Source organism: Rhodococcus sp. SMB37 (assembly GCF_004345605.1).
Classification (GTDB): domain Bacteria; phylum Actinomycetota; class Actinomycetes; order Mycobacteriales; family Mycobacteriaceae; genus Rhodococcus.
On record NZ_SLVY01000017.1, the window covers coordinates 150,744 to 166,606 of the forward strand.

Consider the following 15,863-nt stretch of genomic DNA (forward strand, 5'->3'; position numbering starts at 1 on the left):
TGCGTCTCCGGACGAACCTCGCGACACTCACACCCGGGTGGATTCCGGGGTCGCTGCGGTCGCTTCCAGCTCACGAGTGAGCTTCTCCCCCTCGACGTCGACGTTGGGCAGGATCTTGTCGAGCCACTTCGGAAGCCACCACGCCTTGTCGCCGAGCAGCGCCATCACCGACGGGATGATCACCATGCGGACGATGAACGCGTCGAAGAAGACTGCGGCGGCGAGCGCAAAGCCGATGGACTTGATCAGCGAATCCGGTTCGGCGATGAACGCGGCGAACACCGAGATCATGATGACGGCGGCGGCGCTCACCACGCGGGCGCCGTGCGCGAAGCCACTGCGCACCGCGTCCGTGGCGGACGCACCGTGCACGTATTCCTCGCGCATGCGGGTCACCAGGAACACCTGGTAATCCATGGCCAGACCGAACACCACACCGATGAGGATGATCGGCATGAAGCTCACGATGGGCTGCGGGTTCGAGATGAGCCCACCCCAGCCTTCCTGGAAGACCGCCACGGTCGCACCGAAGGTCGCCAGGACGCTCAGCAGGAAGCCGAGTGTCGCGGTGAGCGGCACCAGGATCGAGCGGAACACGAGCATGAGCAAGAGGAACGCGAGACCCACGACCACCGCGAGATACGGGACGAGCGCGCTCTGCAGGCTCTCCGACACGTCGCCTTCCAGCGCGGTCTGGCCCGTCACGCCGTACGAAAGCCCGTACTCGCCGTTCAGCGCGGCCTCGTCGGCACGGATCTCCGAGACGAGATCCATCGTCGCGGGATCGGTCGGGCCACTGCGCGGGGTGATGAGGATCTGCGCGGTGTCGCCGTCCTCGTTCACACCGACCACCTGAGCGTTGACGACCTCTTCGTGCTCGTACAGCGATCCGAGGACGGCGGCGAATGCGGCATCGGCCGGAACATTCGCGTCGCGGGCGTCTGCGACGACCACCAGCGGGCCGTTGCGACCCGGCCCGAATCCTTCGTCGATCAGGTCGTAGGCCTGGCGTGCGCTGGTGGCAGGGTCGCCCGTCGCCTCGGTGGGCAGGGCCAGACGCAGACCGGTCGCCGGAAGTGCGAGAACACCGAGGAGGACGACACCGGCAATGAGCGGGATCAGCGGGCGACGCGTGATGGCGCCGATGAACTTCTTTGCAGCGCCGGGCTCACCACCTTCGGGGTCGCGTGAGCTCAGTCCGGGAATGCGGCCCGCGAATGCCTTCTCACCGAAGAGGCCGAGCACGGCCGGCAACAGCGAGATCGCGATGAGCACTGCCATGAGCACGGTGAAGGCGGCCGCGTAACCCATCACGGACAGGAACGGGATGCCGACGACGCTCAATGCCATGAGCGCGATGATGACCGTCAGGCCCGCGAACACGACGGCGGAACCCGCCGTGCCCACGGCGCGACCTGCGGCCTCGGCACGGTCGGATGTCTCGAGCAGTTCGTGCCGGAAGCGGGAGACGATGAACAGTGAGTAGTCGATCGCGACGGCAAGACCGATCATGATCGCGAGCGTCGGTGTCATCGAGCTCAGGTCGAAGAAGCCGGTGGCGATGGTGATGCCCATGCTTCCGATACCGACACCGACGAGGGCGGTGATCAGCGGCAGACCTGCTGCGACGAGCGAGCCGAAGGTGAGAGTGAGGACGATCGCGGCGATACCGATGCCGATGAGTTCGGCGGTGCCGCCGGGCATCGCCATATCGGCTGCGGCGGTGCCGCTGACCTGCACGGTCAAACCGGCGTCGCGGCCGATGTCTGCGGCAGCGGCAATCTGGTCGCGCATGGCCTGATCGACGTCGGTCACCTCGCCCTCGAAGGGCACGGTGACGAACCCGACGGTGCGGTCGGCGCTGAGCGGCGACAGAGCCTGCGCATCGGCGAGCGCGGCCTCTTCGGGTGTGCCCTGCTGCGCGGCGAGCCCGATCATCTGTTCGGTGAGCCCGGCATCGGCAATGACAGGGTTGACGAGGGCCCCGGCCTGTTCTTCGGGCGAGGCGGTTGCCGGATCGACCTTGGCGGGGGCGGAGACCGTGTCGATTCCACGGATCGCCGCGAGCACCTCGTCGACAGCGGCCGTGTTCTCGGGATCGTCGAGTGTCTGCCCGTCCGGCGCCGCGAAGACGTACCGTGCGCTGAGCGCGTTCATCGGGTCTTCGGCCGTCGGGAATCGTTCGGCCATCAGGTCCTGCGCATTCTGCGCGGGGGTGCCGGGAAGGCTGAAGGAGTCCGTCGTCGGACCGGACAGGGTCGCGGCCCCGACTCCGAAGAGGACGAGCAATGCGATCCAGAAGGACAGGACTGCGCCCTTACGCCGGTAGGCGAACTTGCCTATCCGGTAGAGGTAGGTCGCCACGGCAGGCACCCTTTCTGTGGTCGAACGTGTTCGTGATCGTGGTCGAACGTGGTCGTGGGGCCGGGGGTTACGCGAATCCCCGTCGCAGCAGCGCGAAGGCTTCACGGATGAGGTGTTCGGGTGACGATGCGGAATTCGTCATGGACATTTCGACGGCCGATTTGATCGCTCCCAAACCGACGTAGTGCACCAGGTTGGGGTAGATGTCCGTGGCCGGGTCGGTGCCCGTTCGTTCGGCGATGGCGTCGACGAGCAGCTGCGACGAGCGCTTCGCCACCTCGATGTGCCGGGATTCGTTCGCGGACCCCTCCTCGACGAACGCGACGCACGTGCTGATGTCGTCGAACGACCACTGCGGGTCGGTCACGAGCCCGACGGCGCATTCTTCGAGCGAACCCATGATGGGCTCGCCCGCGGGGCGGTGCCGCAGAAGGTCGATCCAGGTTTCGATCAGACCCTCGAAGTGCACGAGGACCGCTTCTTCCTTGCTCGCGAAGTAATTGTGGAAGGTGCGGGTCGAGACGCCCGCCCGGGCGGCGATCGCATCGGCAGTGACCTCGTGGAGGCCGTGCTCGCGCGCGAGTTCCGCAGCCGCGTCCGCGAGGGCTGCGCGGGTGGCGGCCTTCTTGCGGTCACGCAATCCGAGTTGAGAGCTCACTCCGACAACGGTACAGATTTTGCAGAGCTGTGTAACTTTGCAGAGCTCTGCAATATTTATGGGATAGGCCACACCCGATCAGCGCGGGTAACGCAGCTCACACGCCGCGGCGCTCCCATGCGCCCGGATCGGCGGTCAGGTCACGGACGAACTGCGACAGGTCGTCCGCAACGATGTCCGCGAGCGTCACATCCTCGAGCACCGCGCGAAGATTCACCCGCACCGCGATCCACACGTCACGCAATCGCTCGGCCGCCCCCGTGTACTCCACACTCTCGGGTCGCTCCCCGCGCACCGACGCGAGTGGCCCTTCCACCGTGCGAATGATGTCGGCAATGGAAATCTCGTCGGCCGGTCGCGCCAGCCAGTAGCCACCGTCGGGGCCACGCCGGCTGCGGACGAGACCACCCCGGCGAAGATCGGCGAGCACGGCCTCGAGGAATTTGTGCGGGATCGACTGCGCTGTCGCCAGCATTTCCGCCTTGGCAGGGCCGTCACCGCATGCAGCGAGTTCCAGGAGCGTCCGCACCGCGTAATCGACCCTTGCACTGATATGCACTTCGGTGCCTCCTCCGACATTTCCGGCCGACCAATTCCTACCAAACAGGGGAGAAATCGGCACCGTCGATCACCGATAGTGACGGGCACCATAGGCGCACGTACACTCGACGATCGTTCACGTACCAGTTCGGAGGTCCCGCGATGTGGGAGACGCTGCGATCAGTGGGGTTCACTGCTCGAACCGTTGCATGATCCCGTCGCCCTCGCGATTCCGGCGTTTGCACTGTTCCTGATCCTCGAGTGGGTCGCGGCCCGCATGCTCGAACGCGTCGAGCCGGCGCCCGACGGCCGCGTGCACCCTCCGCGCGGCGGGTACGAGATGCGCGATGCACACGCGAGCCACGTTCAAGGCCGAAGAGCAACGACCCGTCTACGGACTGACCACGCCCGTCGGCACCTTCGACATCTGGGATCTACAGACCCACGAGTACAAGGCGATCGCCCGCGACTGGCGGTCGGTGGCGTCCTGGCGCGACAAACTCGGGTACGCGTTCGGCCCGCCCGGTTGGGCCCCGGTGAAGTCCGAGACGGAACCGGTCAGCCCATCTCGAGGGTGATCAAGAAGTCCACGCTCCCGGCCTCGTCGACGGCGACGAACCCGAGGTTCGGCGGCTGGATCCCCCAGTCCGACCACGTCGTGGGGATGCTGCCCGACGCCACGATGCTCTCGCCGCTACGCAGGACGTCGACCTCGACTGTTGCGGGTCGTTCTTCGCCGCGCAGCGTCAGGACGCCCGTCGCGGGCACCGTCGCGAGCGTGCCGTCGGTGGGCAACGACGACAGATCCACGGGTTCGGTCAACGTGAATGTCGCGGTCGGATGGTTCGCGGTGTCCATGACCATGCCTCGGAACTGACCGTCACGCTGGGAGCTGTCGGTGGCGATCCCGTCGACCTGGACGGTGACGTCGGCGGCGATCAGCGATTGGTCGGCGATGGTCGCGGTGCCGGACACCTGGTCGGTGCTCCCCACCACGGTGACGTCGGCGCCGCGCAGGATCTCGTGCACGGTGTAGCCCGCCGCGGTCCGGTTGGGGTCGGCGCCCGGGGTCACGGCCCACTCGCCGTCGAGCTCACCGGTTGCAGCCTGAGCGCCGGATGTCGATACCGAGGCGGCGGGTGCGTCGTCCTCGGCGATGAAGGTGCCGTATACCCATGGCGCGACGAAGAAGCCCAGGAGCGCGACAACGACGATGGCAACGATCGTCCACCCGATTTTTCGCATGCACCGAGGATAGTTGTCGTTTCAAGCTCAGTGGGAGCTACGCTCCGAAGAATTCTCTGAGAATTCGCGTACCCGAGTTATCGGGCGACAACTTGCGCTGCGACCGCGGCGCCCACCCACCGACGCAGATAACCACGCATCTCGTCGTCGCTGCGCGGTGGATTTCCGGGAGAGACGAAGAACGACTGCATCGTGCGCAGGAGATATTCGACGAGTTCACCGAGTGACGCGTCGTCGTACCCGTAGTTCTCCCACTCGACATCGAACCGCCTGATCATCGTCATACCGAAGGCCTGCGCCTCGTCGGATGTCATGTTCTCGGGGTGGACGTTCGCGTACGAACTCGACAGCAGGAGACCGAGGTGCGGAGTGCGGCGCACTTCCGCGAGGGTGAAGACGACGGCTTCGACGGTCGCGTCGACGGGATCGACGATACCGGCGACGTGGCCGGTCAGGCGGTCGAGGAATCCGGCGACCGAGGCGATGGCGGCGGCCTTCATCAGCGCATCCGCGCTGGGGAAATACCGGTAGACCGTCTGCCGGATCACGCCCAGCGATTCCGCGACCTCGGCAATGCTGATCGCCGCACCGGTCTGCGCGATGAGATCGACCGCGGTGTCGACGATGCGCCGAGTTGCCTCCTCGTCGGTCCCCGGCGGACTCCCACCCCACCCTCGCCTACGTGCCACACCCGCCTCCTGGAATGAGGGGCCGAGATTATCACGCAGCCCAATCCGGGAGTCGGTATGCCAGGACATCTACACGAAAGTCATCATACATACAGAGACCAAGACGTATGATGTAACCCAATTGCGGGTCCTACCTGCACTGACTGCATCGGACAACCCCGAGAACGAGGTATGCGACATGACAAACCTGCACGTCCGCAAGATGCGTTTCGCATTCGAGGACTACGACGTGCCGTTCCTGTGGAACCCCGAGAATCCTGCGTTCTCGAGCATGGCCAACGCCGTCTCGTTCCTCGCCGTCGGATTCGAGAAGATGATCGTCCAGATGATCACCGAGGCGAAGCCGCAGTTCGCCGACGACACGGTCGCCGAAGAAGCCGACGCGTTCATGCGCCAGGAGGGGCAGCACTCCACTGCGCATCGCCAGCACGTCCGAGCCCTGATCAAGAGGTACCCGGGCCTGCAGGAGACCCTCGACGACGTGATCGGCGCCTACGACAAGCTCACCGCCGAGACATCGCTGAAGTACCGCCTGGCCTACACCGCAGACCTCGAAGCGACCTTCACACCCGTCTTCAAGCTCATGCTCGACAACGACGCGTCGCTGTTCCGCCCCGGCGACGACCGCGTCGCTTCCCTGTTCATCTGGCATTTCGTCGAGGAGGTCGAGCACCGCAGCTCCGCACTGATCATCTTCGACTCCGTCATCGGCAGCGACGTCTACCGCATGCGTGTGGCGGCCTCGGTGTTCAAGCACGTGCTCGACGTCATCCGGATCGCGTGCGCAGGCTTCAACAAGCACGTCCCCATCGAAGACCGCAAGATCGACGCTCTGTCGATGTTCGCGTCGTATCGGCGTAAGCAGAAACTGCTCGAGGTGATTCCGGGCCTGCAGGCCGCGAATGCCGGGCCGATGCCGCGTGCCTTCGACGACCTCGGACTCAAGGAGCAGCTGATCGCACTGCGGGGCATCATCCGCAGCCAGATGCCGAAGCACAACCCCGAACACGAGGACCTCCCCGAACTGGCCGGCGTGTGGTTCGAGCGCTTCGACGCCGGCTACGACGTCACGAAGTGGTACACCGCGGAAACCGCTGCACCGGGGGTCAATTGATGTCGGATCTGTGTTCGCCCACCTTCGAGGACCTCGCGACGAGGCTCGGATTCTCCTGCGACGAGGCCGGTGGACTCCTCGAGTTCCGCAATCCGGCGGCGTTGGAGAACTGGACGCTTCCCGTCCTCGAACTGACGATCACCGTCGGCGCTGTCCTCGCCCTCGTGTACGCCGTTCTCCGACTGCGTCGGCACGGTGATCCCACCAATCTGGTGCTGTGGTTCGGCGCGTGCGCATATCTGTTCATCATCGAACCGCCCCTGTACTTCCCGGCCGCGTTCGGAATCGAACAGCACGTCGACACGATGTTCGCGCACAACGTGTTCACGGTCGAATTCATGTGGGGCAGACTGCCGCTCTACATCGTCGCGATCTATCCCCTGCTCGCGACACTGTCATTCGAGATCGTGCGGATGCTCGGTGTGTTCCGCAAGTACGGCGTGCTCCTCGGCGCAGTGTGTGTGGGATTCGTCCATCACGCCTTCTACGAGATCTTCGACCACCTCGGCCCGCAATTGCGCTGGTGGGAGTGGTCGCTCGAGAATCCGATCAACCAACCGTTCTTCGACTCCGTCCCGCTGCCGAGCGTCGTGGTGTTCGCGGCGCTGTGGCCGATGTCCCTGGCACTGTGTGTGCAGTTCTTCGTCGGTCGGCACATCGACCGAGGCGAGAGTTTCTCCGGGCTCCAATTGGTTTGGCGCACAATCGTGATCGGTGTACTCGCCTCCGTGGGCACGTTCGTCCTCCCCCTTCCCGCGACCATTATCGGGATGGGAAGCACGACGGTGCGCGGATTCATGTACGCACTCGAACTCGTCGTCCTGTGTGTGGTTGCGGCGTGGGTGCTCGCTCGCCAGTGGTCGCGTTTGCGCCGCGGCGAATCCGACACTCCCACCTACACGAACGTGTTCGTCCAGCGGTTCTCGCTGGTGTACCTCGGCGTGTTGGCCGTCCTCTGGATATCCGCATTGCCCGACTACTTCTCGGCGGTCGACGGCGTCACAGACAACGGCGATCCCCTCGGCAGCCTCTGGTATGTCGTGGCCTGCTTCGTCGTGGCCATCGCGTGTGTCGTCGCGACCTTCACGGTTCCCCGGGCAGCATCCTCAGCCGATACCTCGGCAGTCGGAGTTCGGGAAACATCGTCATCGTGAGGTGGGCACGCGAGGTGTGAGCATCCGCGCCGCCAGCAGCGCAGAGACCACCATCAGCACCATTCCGATTCCGGACGTGATGGTCACGCCGCTGTCGAACGCCTCTCCCGCGGCTCCGAGCAGAGCAGTCGCCTGTTCCGCGGGCAAGGCGTCGGCAACGGCGTGGGCGCCACCCAAGGTTTCGCGAGCAGCGGCGGCGGCTTCCGGGCCGACCCCGGCCGGAACCCGCAGATTCGCACCGTAGGAGGCGGTGAGGATCGAGCCGAGCACTGCCGTTCCCAGCACAGCGCCCATCTCGTACGCCGTCTCGGACACCGCCGACGCCGCACCGGCCTTCTCCGGCGGCACGCTCGAGACGATCAGGTCGTTCGACAACGTCTCGGCAGCGCCGATCCCTGCTCCGAGCACCGCGAACGCCACGATGATCGGGGTCACGGCCGTCGGCGACGCGAGCATCAACACGAGCGCGTATCCGAGCGCCGACAGCAACAGCGCCGACACGATGATCGTCGACGGTCGGACCCATCGCACCAGCGAGACCACCGCCAGGCCCGCCACTACCATCGCACCCAGTCCAGGGACCAGGCTCATCCCGGCCTGCATGGGGCTCTGTCCGATCACCAGCTGGAGATGCTGCGAAACGAAGAACAGGAACCCGACGAGGGAGACCACCGAGAGCAGGTTCACCAGGACTGCGCCGCTGAACGTGGGCACCCGGAACAGCCGCACGTCGAGCATGGGATCCGGCCGACGTAACTGGCGGCGCACGAACGATACGAGCGACACGATCCCGACAACGGTGAGCACAGCCGTAGCGACGACGGATTTGCCGTTGGCGAGATTCTTGATGGCGAACACCAGCGGTGCAAGCGCGAGCATCGACAGCGCAATGCTCACCACGTCGATACGCCCGGGCGCCGGGTCCCTGGATTCCGGCACGAAGATCGGGCCGAGGATGAGTAGCGGGATCAGCACCGGCACCGCGAGCAGGAACACCGATCCCCACCACGCGTGTTCGAGGAGGAAGCCACCGACGATGGGACCGAGCGCAGCACCCGCCGCGAAACACGATGCCCACACCGCAATCGCGAGCCGACGCTGCGCCGCGTCGAGGAAGATATTGCGCAGTAACGACAGTGTCGACGGCATCAGCATGGCCCCGAAGAAGCCCAGTGCCGCACGCGACGCGATCAGAGCTTCCGCCGACGGAGCATAGGCCGCAATCACAGAGACCGCTGCGAACCCGGTTGCGCCGATCAGCAGCAGGCGCCGTCGTCCGATGCGGTCGCCGAAGCTGCCCATCGAGACGAGCAGGCCCGCCAGAATCAACGGGTAGATGTCGATGATCCACAGCTGCTGCGCACCGCTGGGCCGCAGCGCGGCGGAGATCTCGGGTAGCGCGAACGCAAGGACAGTGTTGTCGATCGAGACCAGCAGCACCGGGAGCATGAGGACCGCGAGGGCCACCCACTCACGTGGGCCGGCCTTCGGAACGGTGGTGGTCGCGTCCGGTTGCGAGACAGGCGTGATCGACACGGTTATCGGGCTTTCGGGAGAGTTGGGATCGAACCCGCGTTACTATACCAGCTGGACGGTAAAGTAACGTACGTCGTATCATCGGGCCGTGCCACCCCCTCCCGCCGCCCGCGCCAAACTGCTCGACGCCTTCGTGACAATCCTGCTCGAGCATGGTGAACGCGCCGCCACCCTGGACGCCGTCGCCGCAGCGGCGGGCGTATCGAAGGGCGGCCTGCTCTACCACTTCCCTTCCAAGGACGCCCTCGTCGAGGGCCTTGCCGACCACGTCGAAGGACTCGCCGCGGCGGATGCCGACCTCATGCGGGACGCCCCCGAGAGGCCGGCCGCGTACTACATCCGCACGTCCGTGTACGCCGGCACCCCGCTCGACCGCGCGATCATCGCCACCACCCGACTGAGCCAGAACGCGATCCCACGCGCCCGTCTCGCACTCCAGAGAATTCATCGAGGCTGGATGGATGTTCTCGTCGATGAGATCAGCGACCCCGCCGTCGCCCGCGCGATCATGCTCATGGGCGACGGTCTCTACTACAACGCGGCGATGTCCGGCGAGACGAGCGATACCCCACCCGAGGACGTCGACGAATTGCTCGACGTGGTCGGGCGCCTGATCGAAGGCCGCTGACCGAGAGGCAATCAAACCTGGCGGGCGTACATACGCGCACTGGATGGGCAGCCGCGCGTTGTCGACAGCGAGCGGCTGCCATTTTCGTTCGCGTGTATCCGCGGTAGGCATCAGAAACGAGTGACGCCCCCGAACCGAAGTTCGGGGGCGTCACTCTTGGCGGTGGCGGTGGGATTTGAACCCACGGACGGGGGTTACCCGTCACACGCTTTCGAGGCGTGCTCCTTAGGCCGCTCGGACACGCCACCGCTAGCAGACTTTACCGGATCGGGCCGCTGTCTCGAAATCGCCTGGTCACAACGCGGACGGGGGGATGCGCTGGTCGCGGAAGAACTCTTCGAGCACCGCCGCGCACTCGCCCTCGAGCACACCCCCTCGAACCTGGGGTCGATGGGTGAGCCTGCGGTCGCGCACGACGTCCCACAGCGACCCCACAGCGCCGGTCTTGGGCTCCCACGCACCGAACACCACCCGCGAGACCCGGGCGAGCACGAGCGCCCCCGCACACATCGTGCACGGCTCCAGCGTCACCGCGAGCGTCGTTCCCTCGAGTCGCCAGCCGTCTCCGTACACCTGAGCGGCAGCTCGCAGCGCAAGTACCTCGGCGTGAGCGGTCGGATCGCCGATGGCCTCACGTGAGTTGGCAGCACGAGCCAGCTCCGTGCCGTCCGACGCGAAAACCGCCGCACCCACCGGGACGTCTCCGGCGGGCGCGGCGGCCGCTGCTTCCAACGCGACCCGGATCAGCTCTTCGTCGTCGCGCAGACCCATCTAGTTCATCTTGTCGAGCGTCGAGCTCAACACGTCATCGAATCCGAGTCGCTGCGCGATCTCGTCGATCTGCTCGTCGGGATACAGGTCCGTCTCCGACAGGATCACCGTCAGCACCGGCTCCGGCAGACCCATGTCGGCAAGGATCGCGACATCACCTTCTTCCCACGGCTCCACATCGTCGAGCTCGTCGGGATCGATATCCGGGATGTCGATGTTCAGCGCCTCGAGGACATCGGCTGCGATGTCGTAGTCCACCGCCATCGTCGCATCCGACAACAGCAATTGAGTGCCCGCCGGTGCAGGGCGCACGATGACGAAGAACTCGTCGTCCACATTGAGCAGACCGAACACTGCTCCGGAGCTCCGGAGCTCCCGCAATTCCGTCACCGCAGCGTCGAGGCTCGTCAATGCTGATGCTGACAGTGCACGGCACTTCCAGCGTCCGTCCTCGCGCGTCACTGCAACGGCAAAACCTTCGAAGTCCTCTGTCGAACTCACCGCGGGGCTCTTGTCCCCGACACGCTGTGCAGCCATGCGCGCAACGGTAGTCTGCCCGGTCCCACGAATGAAGCCCACCGGTGAATATGCCAATCTGAAGCGGTGTCCACACCTGCCGCCGCGCCCCCCATCTGTGTACTCGGTCTCGGTCTGATCGGCGGATCCGTCCTCCGGGCCGCGACGGCGACGGGCCGTCAAGCCTGGGGATACAACCGGTCGGCACACGCGGTGGAGGCCGCCGTCGCGGACGGGTTCGACGCATCCACCGACCTCGCAGCCACACTGGCGCGTGCGGACGAAGCTCGAGCGTTGGTGGTGCTCGCCGTGCCGGTGCCCGCCGTCGACTCGATTCTGGCGGCGATCGCCGAGCACGCACCGAACGTGGCGCTCACCGATGTCGTGAGCGTGAAGGGCCGGATCGCCGACGCGGTCGCAGCGCATGGCCTGTCGGCCCGCTTCGTCGGCGGACATCCGATGGCCGGGACCGCTGAGTCCGGGTGGGAAGCCGGATCTGCCGATCTCTTCCGCGATGCCGTGTGGGTCGTCACCGTCGACGACGGCAGCGACCCCGACGTGTGGCAGCAAGTTGCGCAGCTTGCCCTCGACTGCGGTTCGGTCGTCGTCCCCGCCGAGTCCCGCGAACACGATTCCGCGGTCGCGCGGATCTCCCATCTGCCACACATCCTCGCCGAAGCCCTCGCGCTCTCCGGGGCCGGCGGCGGCGACCTGGCGCTCGGGCTCGCAGCCGGCTCGTTCCGGGACGGCACGCGCGTCGCGGCGACCTCACCCGGCCTCGTCGACGCGATGTGCGAGGGCAACGCGACCGCGCTGCTCGAGGCCCTCGACGAGACCCTCGACGTCCTGCGTGCAGCACGCGAGCAACTCGCAGACGGCAGCACCGGCGACCTCACACGCAGCGGTCACGACGCCCGCACCCGCTACGAACAGCGCCAGCGCCATCCGATCACCGGGATCGTCCCCGGCGACGACAATTGGATCGAACTCCTCAGGGATGCCGGACGACACGGAGGTGTGTGGACGTGACGAACCTTCGCGACACCGCGGCCGCCCTCACCACCGGAAAACTCACCGCAACCGAGCACGTCCGCCAGGTCCTCGCAGATCTCGACGCGCTGGACGGCACCCCCTGGGCCAACATCGTGGCCGCCCGCGACGACGCTGCGGCCCTCGAGTGCGCAGCGCGCGCCGACGCCGAGATCGCCGCGGGCAACTGGATCGGCCCGCTGCACGGCGTCGCGATCGCGATCAAGGACAACATCGACGTCGCGGGCCTCCCGACCCGCTGCGGAAGCAACGTGTTCGGCGACGCACCCACCGCCGACCGGGACGCCCGCATCGTCGAGAAGCTGCGTGAGGCCGGTGCGATCATCGTCGCGAAGACGCACCTGCACGAGTTCGCATACGGACCGACGGGCCTCGTCAACGCCTCGGGTCCGGCTGCTCATCCACACGATCCCGCTCTCATCAGCGGCGGCTCGTCGTCCGGTTCCGCGGTGCTCGTCGCGAAGGGCATCGTGCCGGTCGCGGTGGGCACCGACACCGGCTGCAGCGTCCGCACACCCGCAGCACTGTGCGGCATCGCCGGATTCAAGCCGAGCAGCGGCGCACTCCCCGTCGACGGCGTCTTTCCGCTGTCCACGACCTTCGACCACGTCGGCCTGCTCACCACCGACAGCCTCGATGCGGCACTCGCCTGGGGCGCAATGCCCGGTGTCGCGCATCTACGTTCCCCTGTGTCGGGTCTGAGGGTCGGCAGGCTCCGCGGCGGAATCTGGGACCTCACCGACCCCGCGTTCGAGGCTGCAGCAGACTTCGCGTGCCGAACCCTCACAGATCTCGGTGCCGAGGTAGTCGATGTCGTACTTCCCGAAACCGACGATCTGCTCGGCGTGTATCCGATCATCACCGGATCCGAGGCGTACGAGACGCACCGCGACAGGTTCGAGGCCGACCCGGGGCTCTACCAGCCGCCCACGGCGGCACTCCTGGAGGCACAGAGGGATCGACCCGCCCATGAGTACCTCCGGGCGCTACGGACCGCTCAGAAGCTCCGACACGACGTCCTCGAGCGGTTGCGACGCACCGAGAACCTCGATGCCTTGCTCACCGCCACCACGAGCATCCGATCCGCAAGCCTGAACAGCGACCCGGCAGAGCTGAGAGCACCCCTGCTTCAACGGTGCATTCCATTCAGTGTGCTCGGCGTACCTGCGATCTCGGTGCCCGCGCCCGGTGACGCCGGCATCGGGCTGCAGATCGTCGGGCTCACCGGCGGCACCGCCGGCCACGGAAGCCATCCAGCAGAGTCCGCGGCGCTCGCGGTCGCGCTGGCAGTGGAGGGTGTCGGCGAAAGCTAGATCCGTTCGGCCAACCCACGGTAGGTGACGACGAAACCGTCTTCGTCGACCGTCACGGAGGACGACGACACCGGCGACAGGACATGGATCCCGTCCGCCGCGCTGCTGTAGATCACCAGGGCTTCCTGCACCGTCAGGTCCAGCAGACTGACGTACACGACGGGAACTTCGAGTTCGTCTGCGCCCTCCTGCAAGCGGTAGCGCCGGATCGGCAGCGCGTTGAAGAACGGGCTGAGGATCACGTCGACGTCGAGCGCCCCACCGAAGGATGCTCGCTGGTGGTGGGTTCCGCTGTCGACCATCCAGATGCCCTCGCCGGAACGGCTGATCGACATGTGCCGCTCACCGGCCGCCATCGTGGTGCGCACCGACAACCGGCGCGTGACTCCGTCTTCGTCGGTCACGAGGTCGTAGGAGGCGCTGAACGCCGGATGCTCGGAGCACTCGGCTCCGACGATACGACCGGTCGCTTTGATGCGCTGGCCGCTCAACTGCACACGTACCGATTCCATCCGGGGCGCGTCCAGCGACCGCCAGGTCAGGAGCGCGGGCCAGTTGGACGCTGGGGTTGCCGCAGGGGAAACGGCATCAGAGTCTGGGCTGCTCACGGTCTATACCGTATGCGACAAGTCACCGACGAGGAGCATCGGTGCCGGTATTGAAGACCCTTCGGTGCGGAGATGTCTCACAGCGCCGATCCGACCCTCGTGAGAAGAGCTGGCTGCACTGCCTCTACCTGCATCGATGCATCTCCACTTCCGATCGCCCCACCCACCGATCCCCCTCGTTGTCAGTGCGGATGCTCATCGCGTAACGAAGATCGAAAACTGTACGACGCAGCCGCCGCGGAATCGGTTCCTCGGCCCTATATTGGCCTAGAGTCGCTTCATGCGCACCGTGTGGACAGTTCCTCTGAACATCGCCCAGACATTGCTGGAGTCTCCAGAGATCCAGATGTTCCTGACCAGCAATGAGCTGCCGGACACCGCGGACGATCCACGGCAGAGACTCTCCGAGTTCACGCTCGCGCTGGGCGCACTGGCACGCAACAGCGGACGCACATTCGGTTCGGTCGACGCCGCGAATCGTGAGCTGTTCGGGGGCTCTGCTGGCGCAGTCCCCGTATCTCTCCGCCTGACGGTTCTGCGCGCCATCGTCACCAATGTCGACGACCGGACACCGACACCCGGACCGCTCCAGAAGAACGTGATCGATCAGCTCGGCGCGTATGTCTACGCGATCGTGGACTCCCGTGATCGCAGCATCCTCTACGTCGGAACCGGTCGAGCCAATCGCATCTTCACCCTCACCTGGACGGCGCTCGGTGAGACTCACAAGCTCGAGGAGTCGAAGGAGAAGGCGCCCGTCGCGACACTCGAGACCGAGGCGGCGATCCGTCGCATCAAGGCGGTGTATGCCTCCGGCTACTCCGTCGAACACTTCATCATCGCCGACGCGCTGCACCCCGCGAAAGATCCCGAGCACACGGCCGGCGAGGTCGCGCAGGCAGTCATCAGCTCGCTCGGACTGCTCGAACCGCATCGCGGTGAACCGGTACTCACGAACCTGGCGGGCACCAACGAGGAGTCGGAGGCCGACCGCACCGCAATCCCGATCTCGGAGATCGTGCGTCAGTACTCAGCGCAGGCCGCCCCGGAACCGCCCACACCGTGCGTGGTTCTGCGTATCAACGAAGCGAAGAAGGCGTCGACAGAGGCTGTGCGCGAACTCGCATCACGCCCCTGGCCGGCCGGGACGGCAGCAAGAGGCATCGACGGACTGCCGATCATCGTGGTCGCCGACAACATTGTGCGCGGCGTGTATCGCGCCACAGGCTGGGAAGCAGGTGCCCGCACCGAGGAGAACGGCGGCACAATCCTCTACCGGTTCCGTGGAGAAGCCGACCCAGAACTCGAAAAGGCCTTCGTCAATACGCGTCTGACCCCGGATCGTCTGGGACTCAAGCGCTGGCCGACGAGTGGTTGGGCCCCACGACTCACACGTGCACTTCCGAAGCCCGGAGGCCATCCGGTTTCGAAGCCGGCACCGCGACCGAAAGCACCCCGGTCGTAGACAGAATCGATAAAAAGAAATGGGGGCGGGGCCGGAATAATTCCCGGCCCCGCCCCCATTTCATTGCCCACAATTACAGGCACAGAAAACGCGTTTGGGGCCCACACAAAAGTGTGAGCCCCAAACGCAAACGGGTGTTCGGCGGCGTCCTACTCTCCCACACCCTGTCGAGTGCAGTACCATCGGCGCAGACAGGCTTAGCTTCCGGGTTC

The 15,863-nt window shown here is 65.8% G+C and carries 15 protein-coding genes, 1 tRNA gene and 1 pseudogene; 7 read left to right on the forward strand and 10 right to left on the reverse strand.

Going from position 1 to position 15,863, the window contains the following annotated elements; genetic code table 11:
- Positions 1-27 precede the first annotated feature (27 nt).
- The 3 genes from EV641_RS23660 to EV641_RS23670 form a co-directional block, all read right to left on the reverse strand.
- The gene (locus EV641_RS23660) at positions 28-2,364 is read right to left on the reverse strand and encodes an MMPL family transporter (RefSeq protein ID WP_132475018.1); all 2,337 of its coding nucleotides are present in this window, start codon (positions 2,362-2,364) and stop codon (positions 28-30) included.
- Positions 2,365-2,431: 67 nt separating this feature from the next.
- A complete protein-coding gene (locus tag EV641_RS23665) occupies positions 2,432-3,022 on the reverse strand; it encodes a TetR/AcrR family transcriptional regulator (protein ID WP_132475020.1) in 591 nt (196 codons plus the stop codon).
- 97 nt (positions 3,023-3,119) lie between these two features.
- Entirely contained in the window at positions 3,120-3,581 is a 462-nt protein-coding gene (locus EV641_RS23670; protein ID WP_054720636.1) for an Rrf2 family transcriptional regulator, read from the reverse strand.
- Between the two features lie 143 nt (positions 3,582-3,724).
- On the opposite strand from EV641_RS23670, the pseudogene EV641_RS23675 reads away from it, so the two are divergent.
- Positions 3,725-4,140 (forward strand): annotated as a pseudogene (locus tag EV641_RS23675) (hypothetical protein).
- On the opposite strand, the gene EV641_RS23680 reads toward EV641_RS23675, so the two are convergent.
- Complete coding sequence (locus tag EV641_RS23680) at positions 4,121-4,807, reverse strand: YceI family protein (RefSeq protein WP_132475022.1); 687 nt, start codon at positions 4,805-4,807, stop codon at positions 4,121-4,123. The pseudogene EV641_RS23675 and the gene EV641_RS23680 overlap by 20 nt on opposite strands.
- 77 nt (positions 4,808-4,884) lie before the next feature.
- Positions 4,885-5,496 carry a TetR/AcrR family transcriptional regulator gene (locus EV641_RS23685; protein ID WP_054719710.1) on the reverse strand — a complete coding sequence of 204 codons (612 nt, stop codon included), beginning with the start codon at positions 5,494-5,496 and terminating at the stop codon, positions 4,885-4,887.
- A 178-nt stretch (positions 5,497-5,674) separates the two neighbouring features.
- On the opposite strand from EV641_RS23685, the gene EV641_RS23690 reads away from it, so the two are divergent.
- Together EV641_RS23690 and EV641_RS23695 are read left to right on the forward strand one after the other, a co-directional pair.
- Positions 5,675-6,610, forward strand: a complete 936-nt coding sequence (locus tag EV641_RS23690; RefSeq protein WP_054719713.1) for a metal-dependent hydrolase — start codon at positions 5,675-5,677, stop codon at positions 6,608-6,610.
- On the forward strand, positions 6,610-7,764 hold the full coding sequence (locus EV641_RS23695) for a hypothetical protein (RefSeq protein ID WP_132475024.1): 1,155 nt from the start codon (positions 6,610-6,612) through the stop codon (positions 7,762-7,764). The genes EV641_RS23690 and EV641_RS23695 overlap by 1 nt, the downstream gene beginning before the upstream one ends.
- On the opposite strand, the gene EV641_RS23700 is transcribed toward EV641_RS23695, so the two are convergent.
- Positions 7,756-9,213, reverse strand: coding sequence for an MFS transporter (locus EV641_RS23700; protein WP_132475067.1), 1,458 nt, complete (start codon positions 9,211-9,213; stop codon positions 7,756-7,758). The two genes, EV641_RS23695 and EV641_RS23700, sit on opposite strands and share 9 nt — an antisense overlap.
- Positions 9,214-9,388: 175 nt before the next feature.
- Between EV641_RS23700 and EV641_RS23705 the strand changes: the two genes are divergently transcribed.
- A complete protein-coding gene (locus EV641_RS23705) occupies positions 9,389-9,928 on the forward strand; it encodes a TetR/AcrR family transcriptional regulator (RefSeq protein ID WP_054719501.1) in 540 nt (179 codons plus the stop codon).
- Between the two features lie 157 nt (positions 9,929-10,085).
- Here EV641_RS23705 and EV641_RS23710 read toward each other — a convergent pair.
- The 3 genes from EV641_RS23710 to EV641_RS23720 form a co-directional block, all read right to left on the reverse strand.
- Positions 10,086-10,176 (reverse strand) — tRNA-Ser (locus EV641_RS23710).
- A 46-nt stretch (positions 10,177-10,222) separates the two neighbouring features.
- Positions 10,223-10,699 (reverse strand): nucleoside deaminase, encoded by a 477-nt coding sequence (locus EV641_RS23715; RefSeq protein ID WP_132475026.1) that lies wholly within the window; start codon positions 10,697-10,699, stop codon positions 10,223-10,225.
- Entirely contained in the window at positions 10,700-11,236 is a 537-nt protein-coding gene (locus EV641_RS23720) for a tRNA adenosine deaminase-associated protein (RefSeq protein ID WP_054719498.1), read from the reverse strand. It abuts the gene before it with no gap.
- A gap of 66 nt (positions 11,237-11,302) precedes the next feature.
- Between EV641_RS23720 and EV641_RS23725 the strand changes: the two genes are divergently transcribed.
- Both EV641_RS23725 and EV641_RS23730 read left to right on the forward strand, forming a co-directional pair.
- A complete protein-coding gene (locus EV641_RS23725; RefSeq protein WP_132475028.1) occupies positions 11,303-12,244 on the forward strand; it encodes a prephenate dehydrogenase in 942 nt (313 codons plus the stop codon).
- Positions 12,235-13,578: an amidase gene (locus tag EV641_RS23730; protein WP_132475030.1), complete on the forward strand. Its 1,344-nt coding sequence runs from the start codon at positions 12,235-12,237 to the stop codon at positions 13,576-13,578. Before EV641_RS23725 ends, EV641_RS23730 begins: the two co-directional genes overlap by 10 nt.
- On the opposite strand, the gene EV641_RS23735 is transcribed toward EV641_RS23730, so the two are convergent.
- Positions 13,575-14,186 carry a putative glycolipid-binding domain-containing protein gene (locus EV641_RS23735; protein ID WP_132475032.1) on the reverse strand — a complete coding sequence of 204 codons (612 nt, stop codon included), beginning with the start codon at positions 14,184-14,186 and terminating at the stop codon, positions 13,575-13,577. The two genes, EV641_RS23730 and EV641_RS23735, sit on opposite strands and share 4 nt — an antisense overlap.
- 280 nt (positions 14,187-14,466) lie before the next feature.
- On the opposite strand from EV641_RS23735, the gene EV641_RS23740 reads away from it, so the two are divergent.
- A complete protein-coding gene (locus EV641_RS23740) occupies positions 14,467-15,651 on the forward strand; it encodes a GIY-YIG nuclease family protein (RefSeq protein ID WP_054719721.1) in 1,185 nt (394 codons plus the stop codon).
- The last annotated feature ends 212 nt before the right edge of the window (positions 15,652-15,863 follow it).